This is a genomic window from Arthrobacter liuii (assembly GCF_014639275.1).
GTDB classification, from domain to species: domain Bacteria; phylum Actinomycetota; class Actinomycetes; order Actinomycetales; family Micrococcaceae; genus Arthrobacter; species Arthrobacter liuii.
The window spans coordinates 1-18,764 of the sequence record NZ_BMFW01000049.1; the positions used below are offsets into that span (position 1 = coordinate 1).

At 67.0% G+C, this 18,764-nt stretch carries 17 protein-coding genes; 6 read left to right on the forward strand and 11 right to left on the reverse strand.

The window, feature by feature from the left end:
- Together IEW19_RS22115 and nboR are read left to right on the forward strand one after the other, a co-directional pair.
- The coding region (locus IEW19_RS22115; protein ID WP_188573710.1) for a hypothetical protein at window positions 1-254 on the forward strand (254 nt) is incomplete at its 5' end.
- Between the two features lie 24 nt (window positions 255-278).
- Window positions 279-920 (forward strand): nicotine blue oxidoreductase, encoded by a 642-nt coding sequence (gene nboR / locus IEW19_RS22120; RefSeq protein WP_188573711.1) that lies wholly within the window; start codon window positions 279-281, stop codon window positions 918-920.
- On the opposite strand, the gene IEW19_RS24030 is transcribed toward nboR, so the two are convergent.
- The 9 genes from IEW19_RS24030 to IEW19_RS22160 form a co-directional block, all read right to left on the reverse strand.
- Window positions 917-1,039 carry a hypothetical protein gene (locus tag IEW19_RS24030; RefSeq protein ID WP_268236327.1) on the reverse strand — a complete coding sequence of 41 codons (123 nt, stop codon included), beginning with the start codon at window positions 1,037-1,039 and terminating at the stop codon, window positions 917-919. The two genes, nboR and IEW19_RS24030, sit on opposite strands and share 4 nt — an antisense overlap.
- Window positions 1,011-2,405, reverse strand: a complete 1,395-nt coding sequence (locus IEW19_RS22125) for an HNH endonuclease signature motif containing protein (protein WP_188573712.1) — start codon at window positions 2,403-2,405, stop codon at window positions 1,011-1,013. The genes IEW19_RS24030 and IEW19_RS22125 overlap by 29 nt, the downstream gene beginning before the upstream one ends.
- A gap of 55 nt (window positions 2,406-2,460) precedes the next feature.
- Window positions 2,461-3,108 carry a uracil-DNA glycosylase gene (locus IEW19_RS22130; protein ID WP_188573713.1) on the reverse strand — a complete coding sequence of 216 codons (648 nt, stop codon included), beginning with the start codon at window positions 3,106-3,108 and terminating at the stop codon, window positions 2,461-2,463.
- Window positions 3,109-3,127: 19 nt separating this feature from the next.
- On the reverse strand, window positions 3,128-4,108 hold the full coding sequence (locus tag IEW19_RS22135) for an aldo/keto reductase (protein WP_188573714.1): 981 nt from the start codon (window positions 4,106-4,108) through the stop codon (window positions 3,128-3,130).
- A gap of 88 nt (window positions 4,109-4,196) precedes the next feature.
- A complete protein-coding gene (locus tag IEW19_RS22140) occupies window positions 4,197-7,025 on the reverse strand; it encodes a molybdopterin-dependent oxidoreductase (protein ID WP_188573715.1) in 2,829 nt (942 codons plus the stop codon).
- A gap of 2 nt (window positions 7,026-7,027) precedes the next feature.
- On the reverse strand, window positions 7,028-7,948 hold the full coding sequence (locus IEW19_RS22145; RefSeq protein ID WP_188573716.1) for an FAD binding domain-containing protein: 921 nt from the start codon (window positions 7,946-7,948) through the stop codon (window positions 7,028-7,030).
- The gene (locus tag IEW19_RS22150) at window positions 7,939-9,162 is read right to left on the reverse strand and encodes an XdhC family protein (protein ID WP_188573717.1); all 1,224 of its coding nucleotides are present in this window, start codon (window positions 9,160-9,162) and stop codon (window positions 7,939-7,941) included. The genes IEW19_RS22145 and IEW19_RS22150 overlap by 10 nt, the downstream gene beginning before the upstream one ends.
- Window positions 9,163-9,252: 90 nt before the next feature.
- Window positions 9,253-10,773 (reverse strand): NCS2 family permease, encoded by a 1,521-nt coding sequence (locus IEW19_RS22155; RefSeq protein WP_188573718.1) that lies wholly within the window; start codon window positions 10,771-10,773, stop codon window positions 9,253-9,255.
- Window positions 10,774-10,782: 9 nt separating this feature from the next.
- The gene (locus tag IEW19_RS22160; RefSeq protein WP_188573719.1) at window positions 10,783-11,277 is read right to left on the reverse strand and encodes a nucleoside deaminase; all 495 of its coding nucleotides are present in this window, start codon (window positions 11,275-11,277) and stop codon (window positions 10,783-10,785) included.
- A 421-nt stretch (window positions 11,278-11,698) separates the two neighbouring features.
- Between IEW19_RS22160 and IEW19_RS22165 the strand changes: the two genes are divergently transcribed.
- Together IEW19_RS22165 and ligD are read left to right on the forward strand one after the other, a co-directional pair.
- Window positions 11,699-13,066: an 8-oxoguanine deaminase gene (locus IEW19_RS22165; protein WP_188573720.1), complete on the forward strand. Its 1,368-nt coding sequence runs from the start codon at window positions 11,699-11,701 to the stop codon at window positions 13,064-13,066.
- Window positions 13,067-13,097: 31 nt separating this feature from the next.
- Window positions 13,098-14,342 (forward strand): non-homologous end-joining DNA ligase, encoded by a 1,245-nt coding sequence (ligD, locus tag IEW19_RS22170; RefSeq protein WP_188573721.1) that lies wholly within the window; start codon window positions 13,098-13,100, stop codon window positions 14,340-14,342.
- 12 nt (window positions 14,343-14,354) lie between these two features.
- Here ligD and IEW19_RS22175 read toward each other — a convergent pair whose 3' ends face one another.
- Together IEW19_RS22175 and IEW19_RS22180 are read right to left on the reverse strand one after the other, a co-directional pair.
- Complete coding sequence (locus IEW19_RS22175) at window positions 14,355-15,323, reverse strand: glycoside hydrolase family 16 protein (RefSeq protein WP_188573722.1); 969 nt, start codon at window positions 15,321-15,323, stop codon at window positions 14,355-14,357.
- Between the two features lie 188 nt (window positions 15,324-15,511).
- Window positions 15,512-15,706, reverse strand: a complete 195-nt coding sequence (locus IEW19_RS22180; RefSeq protein ID WP_188573723.1) for a hypothetical protein — start codon at window positions 15,704-15,706, stop codon at window positions 15,512-15,514.
- Between the two features lie 348 nt (window positions 15,707-16,054).
- Between IEW19_RS22180 and pucL the strand changes: the two genes are divergently transcribed.
- Window positions 16,055-16,963 (forward strand): factor-independent urate hydroxylase, encoded by a 909-nt coding sequence (gene pucL / locus IEW19_RS22185; protein WP_188573724.1) that lies wholly within the window; start codon window positions 16,055-16,057, stop codon window positions 16,961-16,963.
- 130 nt (window positions 16,964-17,093) lie between these two features.
- Window positions 17,094-18,599: a nucleobase:cation symporter-2 family protein gene (locus tag IEW19_RS22190; RefSeq protein WP_188573725.1), complete on the forward strand. Its 1,506-nt coding sequence runs from the start codon at window positions 17,094-17,096 to the stop codon at window positions 18,597-18,599.
- Window positions 18,600-18,764: the final 165 nt, after the last annotated feature.

The following is an 18,764-nucleotide window of genomic DNA, read 5'->3' on the forward strand; positions in this document are numbered from 1 at the left end:
TCCCCGACCAAATCCGCCAATTCATCCCCAACGAATACGCCACCCTCGGCGCCGACGGCTTCGGCTTCTCCGACACCCGCGCAGCAGCCCGCCGCTACTTCAAAAACGACACCCACTCCATCGTGGTGAAAGTGCTGCAGCTGCTCGCGGCAAGGGGTGAAGTGGAGGAAGGTGCGCCGTCGTACGCCATGGACCGGTACAAGCTTCTGGACGTCAACGCCGGCACCACCGGCGGGGCGGGCGGAGACGCCTGACTGTTAGTCCCATAGGGTGCAGCTATGGGTAACAGTAACGGGACCGGCTCGGCGGGGACCGCGACCACCGGCGTTGTCCTCGCCGCCGGAGCGGGCACGCGCCTGGGCCTGGGCCCGAAGGCCCTGCTTCCATACCGGGGACGGCCACTCGTGGAGGCCGTCGCCACGACGCTGCTCGACGGCGGCTGCCGGGAGGTGGTGGTGGTCCTCGGCGCTGGTGCGTCAGAGGTCCAGGCCGCTGCCACTCTCGATCGCTTCCGGTTGGTAAACAACCCGAAGTGGCAGACGGGCATGGGCGGCTCTTTCCTGGTCGGAGACCAGGCCACGGATGCGGCGGACCATCTCCTGATCGCACTCGTGGACCAGCCGGGGCTCACACCTGAAACCGTTGAACGGCTGCTTGCACGGCACCAACCGGGACGCATCACTGCAGCCGCGTACCGCCGTCGTGATTCCAGCGACGGCGGCGGGGCGGCACCCCACCGCGGCCACCCCCTGCTCATCGATACCTCCCTGCGCGAAGCCGTGTGCGCAACGGTGACGGGCGACGCCGGGGCGCGCGGCTTCCTGCGGAGCCATCCGGACCTTGTGGATGAGGTGGACTGCAGCGACCAGTCCACCGGTGAAGACGTGGATACGCCGGACCAGCTGGGCCTGCTCCACTAGCGCTCGGGCTCCACTGGCAACCCGAACAGCACCAGCACCTGCACCTGCACCTGCACCAGCACCAGCATCTGCACCTGCACGTGCGGATGGTCAGGCGAGGGCGCGCAGGAACCGCTCAAGGGCATCTTCCCAAGGGGACCCGCCCGGGCGAACGATGTCGATACTGCCCGCTCCCAGTCCTTCTGGCCAGTGGGTTGGTTCCCAGTCCTGGTGTTCGCTTGGGTAATGCCGGCCGGTGGCTGAAATCCAGCCGGGCGGCTCGTTTTTGGTGGCCGGGGTGGGTTTCCAGCCGGTGCTGTGCCGGAGTTTATGGTGCTTCGGGCAGGGCTGTCCCAAGTTGCTGATTCCGGTGGTGCCGCCCTTGGCCCAGGCCAGGATATGGTCGGCGTCGTTGTCCAACGAATTGTTGCTGCACCCCGGGAACGGGCATTTTCCGTCCCGCATCCGCAACCAGGCCCTCATCGCACCAGTCACCCGATAACTCGTCCGGCCGATCTCCAGCGGCGCGCCGTCCCGCGGATCCACCAACACCCGGTAAAACGACCCCGCACCCTCCGCCACGAGGTCCCGGGCCATTGAGGGTGGAATGGGCCCGTACCCGTCCAGCATCGCCGGTTCATCCGTCAAACCCATCAGGGAGTGCACCGGGACCGTGACCAGCACCTGCGCCCGGATCGGCGAAGGCAAGTCTCCCTGCCCCGCACCGCTGGCGCGGCCGGAGGCAGTGCTGCTGGAGGCAGTGCTGCCGGAGGCGGTGCTGCTGCCAAGAACCGCGTCGGCGAAGTTGTCGGCCCGCAGCTGCGGCATGCTGCGGAACTCGTCGGCTCCCTGCATACCGCGGGAGATCGCGGTGAGCCGGTTCCACCCCGCCAGCGCCTGGCCAGCCGGCAGGCACGCGGACAGCCACGCCATCCCGTCCTGGTCCGGCCGGAACTCCACCCGCCGATCCAACACCCCCCGAACGTGCCGGGTTTCGATNCGCGCCGGGTTCACAACGTCCGGGTCAAGGAAATGCCCCTCCAACGCCGCAGCACCCGCAGCATCAAGGCAAGCAGCCTCATCGGCCATGACGGTGGCGTGCTGCCACGACAACACCCCCGCCCGCAGCCCAGCCAGGGTCCGCGGCAACGAGCCTGCCAAAGCATAAGAGGTGGCAAGGAACGAGCCCGCCGCCCGCGGCCCCAACGCCAGCACACACCCGATCTCCGCCGCGACCGCCATCTCCTGCGCCTGCACCGGCGCATCCGGCCCAGCAACAGCACCGGCGGTGTCCGCGTACCTCACCGCGGCCCTGGCCTTCAACGCGGCAATCCCGGCCTCGGCCTCCCGCGCCCCCGCCAGGATGTCCAGGCACCCATCCGCCAAACCAGCCAACGGATCACCCACCGAAAACGGCACCGAACCCGCCCCGTCCACCTCCGCATAAAGCACAGCGACAGCGGCCCTGATGTCCCCAAACGCCCTAACCACCGCCGCTTTCCCCATAACCCCATCATGACAAGGGGGTACGACAATCAAGACTGGCTGTGAAGATCTCAGCTCACGCCGGCATCCCACGCTCCAGCAGTTGCTCCAGCCCATGCTTGAAGCCGGACCTGCCACCGTGGGCGGGATGCCGGATCTTCGGAACATCCAGGCCAGCGCGCTGCAGACTGTGCTGGGCCACATTCCCCACCGCCACGATGGAGCTGATGCCGAACAGCTCCGCGAGTTCCTGCCAGAAAGGTGTCCCGAGCGTCGTCTCGGAGGGCTTGGGCGTGCGGTTGGACATCGGTTTCCCTGGCTGATGCGTATGCCAGGGAAAAGCACTCCACAGCAACGGAAGGAAGTCGAGCTCGGCAAGGACCTGCCATAGCACCGTTGCAGTCGGCTCGGCGGCAACCCCGGCAGCTTCCGGCGGCAGCACGTAGCCCTTGCCCTGACCGAAGAGCCCAAAGCTGTTGGCGGGCCCCCCGAGGATGACTCTGTTGGTGAAGGGCACCCCGGTTATACGCATGCCCCTGAAGCCCGGCGCCTCCCCCACCAGCAGCACTTCCGGCGAACGGTCCAGCATCTCCTGCAGGTATATCTCCAGGTTGCTCCGGCGGAGAGCATTTTCCGGAACTGCATGGTTAAAGAAATTGGTGCAGGCAGGTCCCAGCTCCACGGCCGCCAACCGCTCAACGAACGCCGTGATGCCGGTGCTCATGGCGCAGTCCCGCCAGCTCCTACCAGCGCGGGTGGATGGCCTCGCGGAAGTAGTGGTCGTAGATCCAGCGGACGCCGTCGTCGAACTCCTTGCCGATGCTGACCGTGGCCGCGGCGGCGTTGGCACGTGCCTGCTCCACGTTGCGGGCGCCAGGAATGACGGTGGTGACGCCGTCCTGCGCGGCGATCCAGGCGATGGCCGCTTGTGCCGTGGTGGCGCCCTCCGGCACCAGGCCCTCGAACTCCTTCACAGCTTTCAGGCCTAGCTCGTAGTCCACGCCGGAGAAGGTTTCCCCGACGTCGAAGGCCTCGCCCTTGCGGTTGTAGTTTCGGTGGTCGTTCTCTGCGAACGTGGTGTCCTTGGAGTACTTTCCGGACAGCAGGCCCGATGCCAGCGGAACGCGGGCAATGATGCCAACGCCTGCGGCTTTGGCGGCCGGCAGGACTTCGTCCAGGGGCTTGAGCCGGAAGGCGTTCAGGATGATCTGGACGGAAGCGGTCCCCTCGTGGCGGATGGCTTCGAGGGCTTCGTCCGTCCGCTCCACGCTGACACCGTAGTTGCGGATGGCGCCATCGGCGACGAGGGTGTCCAGGGCGTCGTACACCTCGTTGTTGCTGTACACGGGAGTGGGCGGGCAGTGCAGCTGGACCAGGTCCAGCGTGTCCGTCCCGAGGTTCTTCCTGGAACGGTCCACCCACTGGCGGAAGTTGGCCAGGGTGTAGTTGTCCGGCCGCTGTTCCATCCGGCGGCCCATCTTCGTGGCCACGGTAACGCCGAGGCCGGGGTTGTCCTTCAGGAACTTCCCGATGGCCTGTTCGCTCTTGCCGTCGCCGTATACATCGGCGGTGTCGAAGAGGGTGACGCCGGACTCCACCGAGGCTTCGAGGATGGCCTGCGCCTGTGCCGGGTCCACGTTGCCCCAGTCCGCGCCGAGCTGCCAGGTACCGAGCCCCACGATGGAGACGTTCCGTCCGGTCTTGCCTAAAATCCGCTGTTCCATCCTCCGACTATATGCAACGATGCAACCCGCGGTCAGATCCGCCCCGCGGCTTGCTCTCATGGGCCATTTTGTGACCTGCGCGCAGGGCCTAGGAAAGAACGCGTTCCAGCTTGGGCACCAACCCCGCTTCCTTCAGCCCAAGGTAGATCTTGTCCCGGGCGATGGGCAGCGACGCGAACCGCACCCCGGTGGCGTTGCGGATGGCGTTGGCAAGCGCCGGCGCCACGGGGTTGAACGGGCTTTCGCTCATGGATTTGGCCCCGAGCGGCCCCAGTTTGTCGTTGGTGTCCGCGAAGTACACCTCGCTGCGCGGCACGTCCGCAAAAGTAGGAATGTGGTACTGCCGCAGGATGTCCGTGGTGACCTTCCCGGCGTCGTCCACCACCACCTCCTCATACAGCGTGGCACCAATGGCCTGGGCGATTCCGCCTTCGATCTGTCCGCGGCACTGGCGCGGGTTGACCACCACTCCGGCGTCGGCGGCCTGCACGCTCTGCAGGATCTTCAGCTCGCCGGTGCCGCGGTTCACCGCCACCCGGAAGCCGTGCACGTTGAACGCCACGGAGCGCGGCGTGCCGCCCCAGCGGCCTTCGGCAGCGAGTTCGACGCCGGCATCCGCAGCGGCCTGCGCCAGTTCAGCCAGTGCCACGGGAGTTCCGTCGACCACCACGGCGTCACCGTCCAGGACACAGGCCGAGGCCTGGGTCTGCCTGATCCCAGCGGCGAAGGCCCGGATGCGGACCGCGAGCTCTTCCGCCGCCGCGAGCGTGGCCTTGCCGGCCACCACGGTTCCGGCGGACCCGAACGCGCCGGTGTCGTGCTCCACCAGGTCCGTGTCCGACTGCCGCACCGCCACCCGGGAGGCATCCGTGGACAGTGCCGTGGCGGCAAGCTGGGCATGGACGGTGGTGGTGCCGTTGCCGAATTCGGCGGTCCCGACGTCGGCCTGGTACGTTCCGTCTGCCAGGAGCCGGAGCCGGGAATGGGCAAAGTGGCCGCGCGGCGGCACGGTGTCGATCATGGAGAGGGCGGCTCCTTCGCCCACCATCCAGTCCGGCCCGGGGTCATCAAGGCCAGCCTCCCGGTACCGGGCCTTGCCGCGGTCCAGGGCGTCCCGCACCAGGTCCAGGCACTGGTCAAGCCCGTAGCTGCCGTAGTGCACGTCCTCCTCCGGCTGGGGCTGGGTGGACAGCATGCGGTCGCCCTCCCGGACCATGTTCAGGCGGCGGAACTCCAGCGGATCCATCCCGATGCCTGCAGCGAGCTCGTCCATGGCGGACTCGATCGCGAAGATCATCTGGCTGAGTCCGTAGCCGCGGAACGCGCCGGCCGGGACGGTGTTGGTGTACACCGAATGCGCGTCCACTTTCTTGTTGGCGCACTTGTATACCGCAAGTGATTCCCCGCAGCCGTGGAACATCACGCCGGGTCCGTGGTTGCCATAGGCGCCGGTGTTGGTCACCACGTCCAGTTCCAGAGCCGTCAGCCGACCGTCCTTGGCGGCCCCGGCCTTCAGGTTGATGGTGAAGGGGTGCCGGGTGGTGGTGGCGGTGAACTGTTCGGTACGGGTCAGTTCCAACTGCACCGGCCGCTTCAGTTTCAAGGCAGCGAGCGCCACGAGGTCCTCTGTGAGGACTTCCTGCTTGCCGCCGAATCCGCCGCCCACGCGTCCTGCCACCACGTGCACGCGGTCCTCTTCCAAGCCAAACACCCGGCACAGCGTGCGGCGGACCAGGAACGGGACCTGGCTGGACGTGCGCACCTGCAGCCGCCCGTCGTCGTCTACCGTGGCGATGGCCGCGTGGGTTTCCAGGGCGACGTGTTGCACCCGCTGGGTGCGGTAGGTCAGTTCGTGGATGAAGTCCGCCGCAGCGAAGCCGTCGGCCACGCTCCCCAGCTCAGAATGGAGCTCAGCCACCACGTTCCGGTCTGGCTGCGAGATGCGCGAGCCGGCGGCGTCTTTGTCCCCGTGGACCTGCGGTGCGCCGGGAAGCAGCGCTTCCTGGGGCGAGAAAACAGCGGGAATTTCTTGGTACTCCACCCGGAGCGCCCGGACACCGGCTTCGGCGGCAGCAACGGATTCAGCCACGACGGCGGCCACCCGCTGCCCGACGAACCGCACTACGTCATCGAGCACCCGGGTGTCATCCGGGTCATCCGTGAACAGCTCGTGCTGGGCGGTGGAGAACAGCTGGGTTGGTGAGTCCTCGTGGGTGAAGACGGCAACCACACCGGGGATCTTCAGGGCAGCATCAGTATCAATGGACACCACGCGGGCGTGGGCATGCGGCGAGCGCAGGACCTTCAGGTGCAGCAAGCCCTGCAGCTGGTCTGCGGGAAGGTCAAGGGTGTAGCGCGCCAACCCTGTCACCACCGCCCGGCTGGCCGGGGCCGGAACATCGTCGCCCAACCGGCCGGGCTCGGGATCCGGCTGACCCTCCCCTGCGGTGCCCGAGCCCGCCCCTGCGGGATCCGGGTGGCAGGCGTCCCCGCAGACTGCATCGGCGATGGCACGGTAGCCGGTGCACCGGCAGAGATTGCCTTTGAGGTTCCGGGGCAGGTTCTCCTTCTGCTCGTCATTGAAGGTGGCGGCGGTCATCACCATGCCCGCAGTGCAGAATCCGCACTGGAAGCCCTGCCGTTCCAGGAACTGCTGCTGCACCGGGTGCAACCCAGCCCCGCCTGCGGTAGAAGCGAGTCCTTCGACGGTGGTCACTGCATGCCCTTCGGCACGGACCGCCGGGTAGATGCAGCTATGGACCGGGGTGCCGTCCACGTGCACCGTGCAGGCACCGCAGTCACCGCCGTCGCAGCCCTTCTTAACCCCCAGGTTTCCCTGCTCGCGCACGAAGGTGCGCAGGCACTGGCCGGGGCGGGGAGCGGCGTCGGCAGCCGTTCCGTTGATCTCGATGGCCATGCTCAGGCCCCTTCCTGCTGGGTGTTGCTGCCGCGGCCCGCCGGCGGCCAGAAATCCCCGGACACAGCCAGTCCGGGGGTGCCCGCCGGCGCAGCCAATTCGGCACGGATTTCCTCGGCCAGCCGGTAGGTCATGTCGCGGCGCCAGGCCGGCAGCCCGTGGGTGTCATCGTGGTAAAGCCCGGCAGGGATGCTGTCATCAAGGGCAGCCGCCAGCCGCTCCCCATCCGGCAATCCGTCGAAGCGCAGCTGCACCGGGTGCCTGGTGGCGGCGGTGACGGTCAGCACCAGGGAGGTGCCGGCGTCGAGCCTTCCGATGAGCAGCACCCCGGACCTGCCCAGGTTGCTCAGCGACAGGCGCCGGAAAGCCGCCCTGGAGGAAAGGGCCGACGCCGGGAGGTGGACGCTGCGGAGCAGTTCGCCGGGTGCCAGGCAGTTTGCAGCATCGCCGGTGACGAAGCCGGTCACCGGGACGCTGCGGCTGGTGCCGCCGGGGCCGAGGATGGTGGCGGTGCCGTCCAACCCGGCGCAGAGGGAGATGACGGGACCGGCGGGCAGGGATGTGCAGAGGTTGCCGCCCACGGTGGACATGTTCCACACCTTGAACGAGGCCACGAAGGAATCGCAGCACGCCCGGACCAGGTCCAGCCCCGGCCAGTTCTTGCCGGACACCTGCGCCGAATCGGGAAGGCTGTAAAGCTCGGCGATGGTGCAGGTGGCGGCGAGCTCGATCCCGTCCTCAATGACGGTAATGGGCGTCCAGCCGGCGTCGCCAAGGTCCAGGAGCCGGGTGAGCGGGCGCGGCCCGAAGGCGTAGCTGCCGTAAGAGAAGAGGACGGTGCCGCCTGCCAGCCAGGCGTCGCCGTCCCGCCATTCCGCGGGGTCGGTGGTGCGAACCACCGCCTCGATAGTGTTCATGTCCATGCGATCTCCTGCTTGGAAAAGTCTGTGGGCGCCGGTGGGGGCGCAAGGTGGTGGATGGTGCCGGAAGTCTCCCGCAGCGGACGGCAGCTGGCGGCGCGGCTGTGGGCGGCGATCAGCTCCGCGGTGACGGACACTGCCACTTCGGCGGGGGTGACGGCACCGAGGTCAAGGCCGATGGGTGAGTGCAGCTGGGCGATCCGCTCCGGCGGGACGCCTGCGCGGAGGAGGTCCCCAACGCGTTGGAGGTGGCTCCGGCGGGATCCCATGGCGCCCACGTAGGCGAGGTCCAGGGCCAGTGCGGTTTCCAGCAGCGGTATATCGAACTTCGGGTCGTGGGTCAGGACGGCCGCCACGGTGCGGCTGTCCGTGCGGCCGGCAGCCGCTTCCGCTGCCAGGTAACGGTGCGGCCAGCCGGTCACTACCTCATCGGCGGCCGCGAACCGGGGCTGGTTGGCGAAGGCCGGGCGAGCATCCACGAGGGTCACGTGGTAACCCAGCAGTTTGCCGGCCGGGACCAGCGCAGCGCCGAAATCGTTGGCGCCGAACACCAGCATGCGTGGCGGGGCCAGCCGGGACTGCACCAGGACGGCGGGCTCCCCGGGATGCCGGCTGTGGCCGTCGCGGTCCGGCAGGCATTCCCCTGCCTGCACCAACGGGACCAGACCGGTGCCGCCGCTGCGCAGGATGGATTCCACCCGAAGCGCGGACTCCCCGTGCAGCAGCGGGGCCAGTTCCGGGGATGCCGGTCCATGGTGTTGAACCGGGTCCAGGAACACGACGGCGGCGCCGCCCGGTGCGCCCAGCAGCCGTACCAGCGCCACGGGTTCGTCGTGGCCGAGGCCGGCGAGTTGCCGGACGGCCACCCGGAGCGGTTGCTCCGGTTCACCGGTAACAGCTGCCGGCACCGGTTGGATCTGGATGTCCAGTGCTCCCCCGCAGGTGAGCCCGGCGGCGAACGCATCCGTGGAATTGAAGCCGAAGGTCCTGCGGCGCGCGCCGCCGTCGTCCATTGCCTCTTCCGCGAGCGCCACCACGGCGCCCTCCACGCAGCCGCCGGAGAGGCTGCCCAGCACGTCGCCGGATTCGGTGACCAGCATGGATGTGCCCACGGGGCGCGGCACCGAACCCGAGGCGGCCACAACCGTGGCCACGGCGAACCGCTGGCCCTCGAGCCGGGGCATCCACGGGCCCAGTGAAGGGATCAGGTCAAGCATGGCGGCACTCCTTCTTCCGCAGCGGTGGTGTCCATTGTCTGTCCTGCCAGGGGCCGGGCCAAGGGTTGGCCCGGCCCCTGGTGGGAACGGTCAGCCGCCCAGCAGGGCGTTGATCGGCCCGCGGGCGAAGTACACCAGGAAGCCGGCGCTTACCACCCACATCAGCGGATGGATCTTCCTCGCCTTGCCGGAGGCCGCCCCAATGACGGCCCAGCTCACGAAGCCCACACCGATGCCGTTGGCGATCGAGTAGCTCAGCGGCATGGTCACGATGGTGAGGAATGCCGGCAGCGCCACGGTGAACTTGCTGAACTTGATCTCGCGGATCTGGGCCATCATCATGGCGCCCACCACCACCAGCGCGGCGGCGGCCACCTCGAGCGGCACCACGCTGGTGAGCGGGGTGAGGAACATCGAGCCGAGAAACAGCAGGCCGGTGACCACCGAAGCCAGGCCGGTCCGCGCGCCTTCGCCGATCCCTGCCGCGGAGTCGATGTACACCGTGTTGGACGAACCGGAGGTTGCCCCGCCCGCCACGGCCCCGAAGCCTTCGACGATGAAGGCGGATTTCAGCCGCGGGAACGTGCCGTCCTTGTGGGCGACGCCGGCGCTTTTGGCCAGCCCGGTCATGGTGCCCATGGCGTCGAAGAAGTTGGTGAACACCAGCGTGAACACCAGCATGGTGGCCGCGAGTCCGCCGATCCGGCTGAACGAACCCAAGAGGTCGAAGTGGCCCACCAGGCCCAGGTCGGGGGCCGATACCAGCTGGCCGGACAGGACGGGGGTGTTCAGGTGCCAGCCGCCGGGGTTGGTGGTGCTGGCAGGGCCGAGCTTCAGGACGGCTTCGACGACGGCAGCCAGCACGGTGGTGCCGACGATGCCGATGAGCAGGCCGCCCTGGACCTTGCGCGCCACCAGGATGCCCATGGCCAGGAGTCCGACGACGAACACGAGGGTGGGCACGGAGGTGATGGAGCCGCCGTCGCCCAGTTGGACTGGCGGCCCGCCGGTGGTGGGCCGGACGAAGCCGGAGTCAACGAAGCCGATGAAGGCGATGAACAGGCCGATGCCCACGGTGATGGCGGCCTTGAGTTCCTTGGGCACGGCCCTGAAGATTGCGGTCCGGGCGCCGGTGACGCCGAACAGGACGATCAGGATGCCGTTGATGACCACCAGCCCCATGGCCTCGGGCCAGGTGACCTCGTGGATCACCGAGACGGCCAGGAAGGAGTTGATGCCGAGTCCTGCCGCGAGGCCGAACGGCAGGTTGGCGATGAGGCCGAACAGGATGGTCATGACGCCGGCGGTGAGGCCGGTGACGGCGCCCACCTGTGCGGCGGAGAGCCAGCCGCCGGCGACGTCCGTGGGGGCGTTGTCCGCACTGAACCCGCCGAGGATGAGGGGGTTGAGGATGACGATGTACGCCATGGTGAAGAAGGTGACCAGGCCGCCGCGGAATTCCCGGGCAAGGGTGGAGCCGCGCCGGGTGATCTGGAAGAAGCGGTCAAGGAAGGAGTCCGACGCCGGCAGTTTGGGAGTGCGTGGGGCCTGCCGCGTGGCGGGGGTACTTGAAGCCGGATGCTCCTCGTGGGATTGGTCCAGGATGGTCATCCCGGCCGCCTAGTAGTCGATCCTGGATTCGAGCGTGTTCCAGGTGTTGAACGGCTCCAGCGGGGCCGGGGCCTGGGGATCGCCCAGCGCCAGCTTGGATACCGGCATCAGGGAGTCCCGGTCCTGGTTTTCGAAGTAATCGTAGAACAGGGCATCGTCAAAGCCGACGGAGGCCGCGTCGTGCCGGTCCGCGGCGTAGACCACGCGGCCCACCCGGGCCCAGAGCGCAGAGGCCAGGCACATGGGGCACGGCTCGCAACTGGTGTAGAGGACTGCGCCGCTCAGGTCGAAGGTGCCCAGTTCGCGGCAGGCGGTGCGAATGGCCGTGACTTCGGCGTGGGCAGTGGGATCGTTGTCCGCAGTGACGCGGTTGACGCCGTCGAACGTTTGCCCGTCCGACGTGACGATCATGGCGCCGAAGGGGCCCCCGCTGTTCAGGACGTTGGCCGTTGCCAGCCGGATGGAGCGGGCCAAAAACTGTTCGGCCGTGACGGTGGTACTCATGATGCGACTTCCTTTTGCCGGGAAGCCTGTTGCCGTGCAGGACCAGTAGAACCAGGTGCGAACGGTTACCAGGCTTCAGCATGTGCTGTGAAGGTTAAGTTGCGCCTGGTAGATAGCTTCCCGGAGTCCGGGTGCCCGCCTTTGGCAGAATCGAGATTAGCACCGGTTTGTGGTCCGCGCCATAGTCTTCTGGAAGTTTAATTTCGCTATGTGAAATCGATGTTTCGGGTTCTTCACCGGGCACTCCCCGGGCCGCCGGTCACATTCCGCCGGCATTGACGCGTGGCGTCGGGGCTGGCTACTGTCATCGGACCCGCGGCCCCTTTCTCCTTTCAGGAGCCGTCGCCGCGGGCACCTGGATCAGCAGACAGGGCCGCACTGAGCTGGATTGAACCCAACAGCGCTCAGAAAAGGACCAGCCATGACGCCGCCCACCACACCCGCCGCACGCCTTTGGATCCGGCACCCACTGGCGGCCTTCACCGCCAATGACCTCGACGCATCAGGTGGCCTGGTGGTCAGCGACGGCGTGATCACCGAAGTCCTGGCAGCAGGGCAGCAACCTGCCGCGCCCTGCACGGAAACGTTCGACGCCGGCAGCCACGTCCTGCTTCCCGGCCTCATCAATACGCACCACCACTTCTACCAAACCCTCACCCGCGCCTGGGGGCCTGTGGCCAATGCCCCGCTGTTTCCGTGGCTGCAGAACCTTTATCCGGTGTGGGCCCGGCTGACGCCGAAGGACCTGGAACTCGCGGCCACTGTTGCCCTGGCCGAACTGCTGCTCTCCGGCTGCACCACGGCCGCCGACCATCACTACCTCTTCCCCGCGGGGCTTGAGGATGCAATCGATATCGAGGTGGAGGCGGTGCGCCGCCTAGGCATGCGCGCCACGCTCACCCGCGGTTCCATGACGCTGGGAACGGACGACGGCGGCCTGCCGCCACAGTCCACGGTCCAGGCTCCGGAGGTGGTGTTGGCGGACAGCGAGCGGCTGGTCGGCCGGTACCACGAGCGCGGCGAAGACGCGGTGATCCAGGTTGCCCTGGCTCCGTGCTCGCCGTTCTCGGTGACCACGGAGATCATGGCTGAAAGCGCAGCCCTCGCCGAACGGTTGGACGTGCGGCTGCACACCCACCTGGCCGAAACCCTGGACGAGGAGGCCTTCTGCCGGAAACGCTTCGGGCTGCGGACGGTGGACTACCTGGACAGCGTGGGCTGGCTGACGGACCGCACCTGGCTGGGGCACGGCATCCACTTCAGCGACGCCGAGGTCACCCGCCTGGGCACGGCCGGGACCGCCGTCGCGCATTGCCCCACCTCCAACATGAGACTCGCCTCAGGCACCGCCCGCGTCTTGGAACTGGAGGATGCCGGAGTCCCCGTGGGGCTGGGAGTGGACGGCTCGGCGTCGAACGATGCTTCGAACATGATCCTGGAAGCGCGGCAGGCCCTCTATCTGCAGCGGCTGCGGTACGGGGCCGACGTGCCGGTGGAGCGGGCGCTGGGCTGGGCCACCCGCGGATCGGCCGCCGTCCTTGGCCGGTCAGGGCTGGGCCAGCTGGCGCCCGGCATGCAGGCAGACCTGGCATTGTTCAAGCTGGACGACCTGCGGTTTTCCGGCAGCCACGACCCCATCGCCGCCCTCCTCCTGTGCGCAGCGGACCGGGCCGACCGCGTGATGGTGGGCGGTCGGTGGCGGGTGGTGGACGGCCGGATTCCGGGGCTGGACGTGGCCGGGCTCATCGCGGAACACTCTGCGGCCGCGCACAGGCTGGTGAACTGCTGACGCGCAACCCGCCAACTGCTAGCGTGGCGCCATGACTCCGCCAAAGACGCCGCCAGAGGTTCTCGATATCGATGGAATCGAAGTGCCGATCTCCAGCCCGGACAAGGTGGTCTTCCCGGAGCCCGGGCTGACCAAGCTCGACCTGGTGCGGTACTACCTGGCGGTGGCGGACGGAGCGCTGCGGGGCGCCGGAGGCCGGCCCATGGTCCTCAAGCGGTTCCCGAAGGGCATCGACGCGGAACCGTTCTTCCAGAAACGCGTGCCGGAAAACCACCCGCCCTTCATCGACACCACCACGCTGCATTACGCATCCGGGACCTCCGCGGAGGAGGCTGTGATCCGCGACGCCGCCGGCCTGGCCTGGGTCATCAACCTCGGCTGCCTGGACCTGAATCCGCATCCGGTGCGCGCGGAAGACCTTGAGCACCCGGACGAGCTCCGCGTGGACCTTGACCCGATGCCGGGAGTGGACTGGTCGCAGATCGTGGACGTCGCGTACGTGGCGCAGGAGGTCCTGGACGATGTGGGCCTGGTTGGATGGCCAAAGACAAGCGGCTCGCGGGGGCTGCATATCCTGGTGCGCATCGCCCCGCAGTGGTCCTACCGGGATGTCCGGCTCGCTGCCGAAACCCTGGCGCGGGAGGTGGAAAACCGCGCTCCGGGCCTGGCCACCGCACGCTGGTGGAAAGAGGAGCGCGGCGAGAGTGTGTTCGTGGACTTCAACCAGAACGCCAAGGACCGCACGGTGGCCTCCGCATACTCCGTCAGGCCCCTGCCCGATGCCCGCGTCTCAACACCGCTCACCTGGGAGGAGATGCGGAAAGCCCGGCCGGAACAATTCACCGTGCCCACGGTCCTGGAGCGGTACACCGCGATTGGGGACCCACACGCCGGCATCGACGGCGCCGTGGGCAGGCTCGACGGCCTCCTCGCCCTGGCCGAAAAGCTCGGCCCGGCGGAGAAGGCCCCGCGCAGCGGCAATGGATCGGGCCGCCGTCAGTCGCTGATGCCGCTCATCGAAGTGGCCCGCACCAGGACCAAGCCGGAAGCCCTCGCGGCGCTCGATGAATGGAGGACCCGGCACCCCGCCGTCGTGACGTCCCTGCAGCCCGCCGATGTCCTGGTCGACGGGATGCGCGGATCCAGCTCGCTCTGGTACCGGGTACGGGTGAACCTGCAGCATGTGCCTGAGGCCAAACGGCCGCCGCAGGAGGAGCTCATCGCGGACTATGACCCCTGGGCGGGCAAGCAGTGGAAGGGACGGGCCGGTTCCTGAGGCCCCCGCCGGCTACTTCCACGCCCGCACCCAGTCCACCCGGACGGCGCCCTCCGGCCCGAGAGTCTGGCGGTCTCCCCAGAGGCCCACGTTCAGGATCAAGTAGTGGGGAGCATTCCCGTCGCTTGTGGGGTACGAGAATTCGAGCTTGCCGTCGAAGTAAATGTCATTGCTCCCAGCCTTGCGATGCACCCCGTAGGTATGGAAACCTCCGGCGTAGCACCCTGTGAACCACTTGGCGGGATGGCCGGCAGGAGAGTGGTACACGGTGCTCATGGTCCCCTTGAGCGGTTCAGCGATGTCGATCTCGCCGTTCGCGGGAAACTTTTGGCCGGTGGTCCACCAGGCGGGCCAGTTGTCTATGCCGCCCGAGCATGTCCCCGGGAAATAGATCCTGGCCTCAACGTATCCTGTGGTGTATTCGAAGCCCACATGCCCCGGGACGCCGTCCTTGGGATTGGTGGAGAGCAGTGCGCCGGAACCGGGATCGGAAAGCTGGAGACGTGCCTCACCGTTCACCACGCTGACGTTGCTTGAGCACGTTTTGACTCCGTTTTTCTTCGAATCGGGATGGCAATCACGGAACCAGTAGGGTGTCCAGACCGCAGGGTCCAGGACGTCGAATTCCTCGTCGAATACCAGCTGCCAAGGACCCGGGGGACCTGACGGAGCAGCGGCCTTGCTTTCCGCCACGGGCGTGCCTTTGAGGGGCTCACCCCCTACAGCTGCGGCCTGCCCTGCCGGCTTGGGAGCATCGGGCTCACCCACCGCTGGGGGCTGCTGCGGGGGAGCATCTGCCTTGGAGTCCGAAAGCGGTGCGGATAACGGGTCATCACTGGACGTTGCCGCACTTCCTTCGTTCGCCTGGTCCGGCGAAGGGGCCTCAACGGGAACCTGCATACGCATGGCGCTGCCCGACAGCCCAGCCAGGACCAGAAGGCAGCACAGTAACTGCAGCAAACGGGCTGTGGCTCGTCGCATGGCAGTCCTCCCGGCACGAAGCGGCGCTGGCCGGACCATGGACGGGGCGCCCACGTCACGGTCGGCTGTCTAGGTGTCAGGTTAGGAGAATTGCCACGGGCAGTCGCGAGTAGCGGCTACTCGCCTTTAACTGTGCAGCGCACGCGCTTTCGCCGGCCGGGTACTCGCATCAGGTCAGGCCCCACTATTCACGGGCGGGACGCACGGCCCCCGAAGACAGGCAGGGAATGGATCCACCGGGAGAAGCGGCCCGTGGAATGACGGCGATCCCCGGGCACGTACAGGTCCGGGTCGATCCCACCGCCGAGCGGGAGGTAGAACTCCGGTGCGGCAGTTCCCTCGGCCGGCGCCGCCGGCGCGGAAGGGGTGTCCTGCTGGTCCATCGAAGCCTCCTTATTTCGTAATGCGAGAATTTACTTCTGCTTTATGAAAGTCTAGGAGGAGCACGCCGGTGGGTCAATAGCCCGGATGCTTCCGCTCCCCGCGCGCGCCGGTCACAAAACGAATTTTCACGGTGTGATGTACACCACCGCCCTCGAGGGGTACGCTGGTATGCAACTCGTGGCGCACGTCACGTAACCTGGGAGCAGCAGGCAGGGTCGTAATGAGCTGGCATCAACGGATGCCGGCTCTTTTTTGTTGGGTCGGCTCCATCGGAAACGCGCATGAAACGCGCGCTTAATTTCAGTGATGGAACCTAGGTTCCACTTACCGGAAGTTGGGAACAGACCATGAGCAGCAAGATCATCCTCGGCGAAAACCAGTACGGCAAGGCAGAAGTGCGCGTCGTCAAGATCACCCGCGACACCACCCGCCACGAAATCGAGGACCTGAACGTCACCTCGCAGCTGCGGGGCGACTTTGCCGCGGCCCACCTCGAGGGCGACAACGCCCACGTCGTGGCTACGGATACCCAGAAGAACACCATCTACGCCTTCGCCCGTGAAGGCATCGGTTCGCCGGAACAGTTCCTCCTGCGCCTCGGTGAACACTTCACCTCCAGCTTCGACTGGGTCAACGGCGGCCGCTGGGAAGCCGAGTCCTACGCCTGGAACCGGATCCAGGCCCACGGCAGCGAACACGACCACTCATTCGTCCGGAACGGCCAGGAAGTCCGGACCGCGGTCCTGGTCCGCGACGGGGCCACCAGCCACCTGATCTCAGGACTCAAGGACCTGACCGTCCTCAAGTCCACCCAGTCCGGCTTTGTCGGCTATCCCCGGGACCGCTACACCACGCTGCCCGAGACCACCGACCGCATCCTCGCCACGGATGTCTCGGCCCGCTGGCGGTTCAAGACCGGCACCGACTTCAGCACCCTTGACTTCAACAAGAGCTACGACGACGTCAAGGGCCTGCTGCTCGAAGGCTTCACGGAGAAGTACTCCCATGCCCTGCAGCAGACGCTGTTCGACATGGGGACAAAGGTGCTTGAGGCGCACAGCGAAATTGACGAGATCAAGTTCTCCATGCCCAACAAGCACCACTTCCTGGTGGATCTCTCGCCGTTCGGCCTCGACAACCCCAACGAGGTCTTCTACGCGGCCGATCGCCCGTACGGCCTGATCGAGGCCACCGTCCAGCGCGACGATGCTGCGGCGGCCCCGGCTGCGTGGTCCGGCATCGCCGGCTTCTGCTAAGCCCCATCGCAGGGTTTCGGCGGGCTCAACCTCCGGTGGTTGGGCCCGCCGGAACCACCCACAGCTTCACCTGTTAGCCAGACAACGTTAGCCAGACGATGACGTCTGCCATGAACCAAGGAAGTCTGCCATGAACACCAAGAAGAAACTGCGCCCTGCAGCCGCCACAAAAGGCGCACGGCCAACCCGCCCCGAGGACCAGCGCCTGCCGATTGGAAGCACGTTTGCCTACGGCTTCCAGCACGTCCTGACCATGTATGGCGGCATTATTGCCCCTCCCCTGATCATCGGTGCAGCCGCAGGGATGAACTCCCAGGACATCGGCCTGCTCATTGCAGCATGCCTCTTCGTCGGCGGCCTGGCCACCATCCTGCAGACCGTCGGCATCCCCTTCTTCGGCTCACAGCTGCCGCTGGTCCAGGGCGTGTCCTTCGCCGGCGTCTCCACGATGGTGGCGATCGTCCACGGCGGCGGCGGGATCCAGGCCGTCTTCGGCTCGGTGATTGCAGCGTCCCTGATCGGCCTGCTGATCACGCCGCTGTTCTCGAAGATCATCCGGTTCTTCCCGCCGGTCGTCACCGGGACCGTGATCACCACCATCGGCCTGACGCTGATGCCGGTCGCCGCCAACTGGGCCATGGGCGGGAACAACAAGGCCCCCAACTACGGCAGCGTGGCCAACATCTGCCTGGCGGCCGCCACTATGGGCATCGTCCTGCTCCTCAGCAAGGTGGGCAGCGCCGCCATTTCGAGGCTGTCCATCCTGCTGGCCATGGTTTTGGGCACGCTGATTGCCGTCGTCTTTGGAATGGCCGATTTCTCCAAGGTGGGCCAGGGCGAGATCGTCGCCTTCCCCACCCCCTTCGCGTTCGGGCCGCCCACGTTTGAGCTGGCCGCAATCATCTCCATGCTGATCGTCATCCTGGTCACCCTCACCGAGACCTCCGCGGACATCATTGCGGTGGGCGAGATCGTGGGAACCAAGGTGGACTCCAAGCGGATTGGAAACGGCCTGCGGGCTGACATGCTCTCCAGCGCCGTCTCCCCGCTCTTCAACTCCTTCACCCAGAGCGCCTTCGCGCAAAACGTCGGCCTGGTGGCCATCACCGGGGTCAAGAGCCGGTTCGTGGTCAGCGCCGGCGGCGTCATCCTGGTGGTCCTTGGCCTGCTGCCCGTCCTGGGCCGCGTGGTCGCAGCGGTGCCGACGCCCGTCCTGGGCGGTGCCGGCGTCGTCCTCTTTGGAACGGTGGCCGCCAGCGGCATCCGGACCCTGTCCAAGGTGGACTACAAGAACAACATGAACCTGATCGTGGTGGCCGCCTCCATCGGCTTCGGGATGATCCCCATCGCCGCCCCCTCGTTCTACGACCAGTTCCCGTCCTGGTTCGGCACCATCTTCCACTCCGGCATCAGCTCAGCAGCCGTCATGGCCATCCTGCTGAACCTGCTGTTCAACCACCTCCGGGCCGGAAACTCGGACAACCAGTCTGTATTCGTGGCCGGCACCGAGCGGCTGGTCAAGGCAGAGGACCTCCGGTGCCTGGCAGAAGGTGACCGGTTCGAGAACGGCAAGCTCATCGACTGCGACGGCAAGGAAGTACCCGTCCAGGCGGCCGAGAAGGCAACTGAGCATTAAGTCACCACGCGAGATGGCAGTTCACGGCAGTCTGCCCCCGGGCAAAGTCAACTAGTCAGTGCAACGCAGGGGTTTAGGCCGCTGTTTGCAGCAGCAGCTGGTTCAGCCGGTTGGCTGGGGTCTCGAGGTTCAGGGTGGGCCGGGGACGGCGGTTGAGTTTCGCGG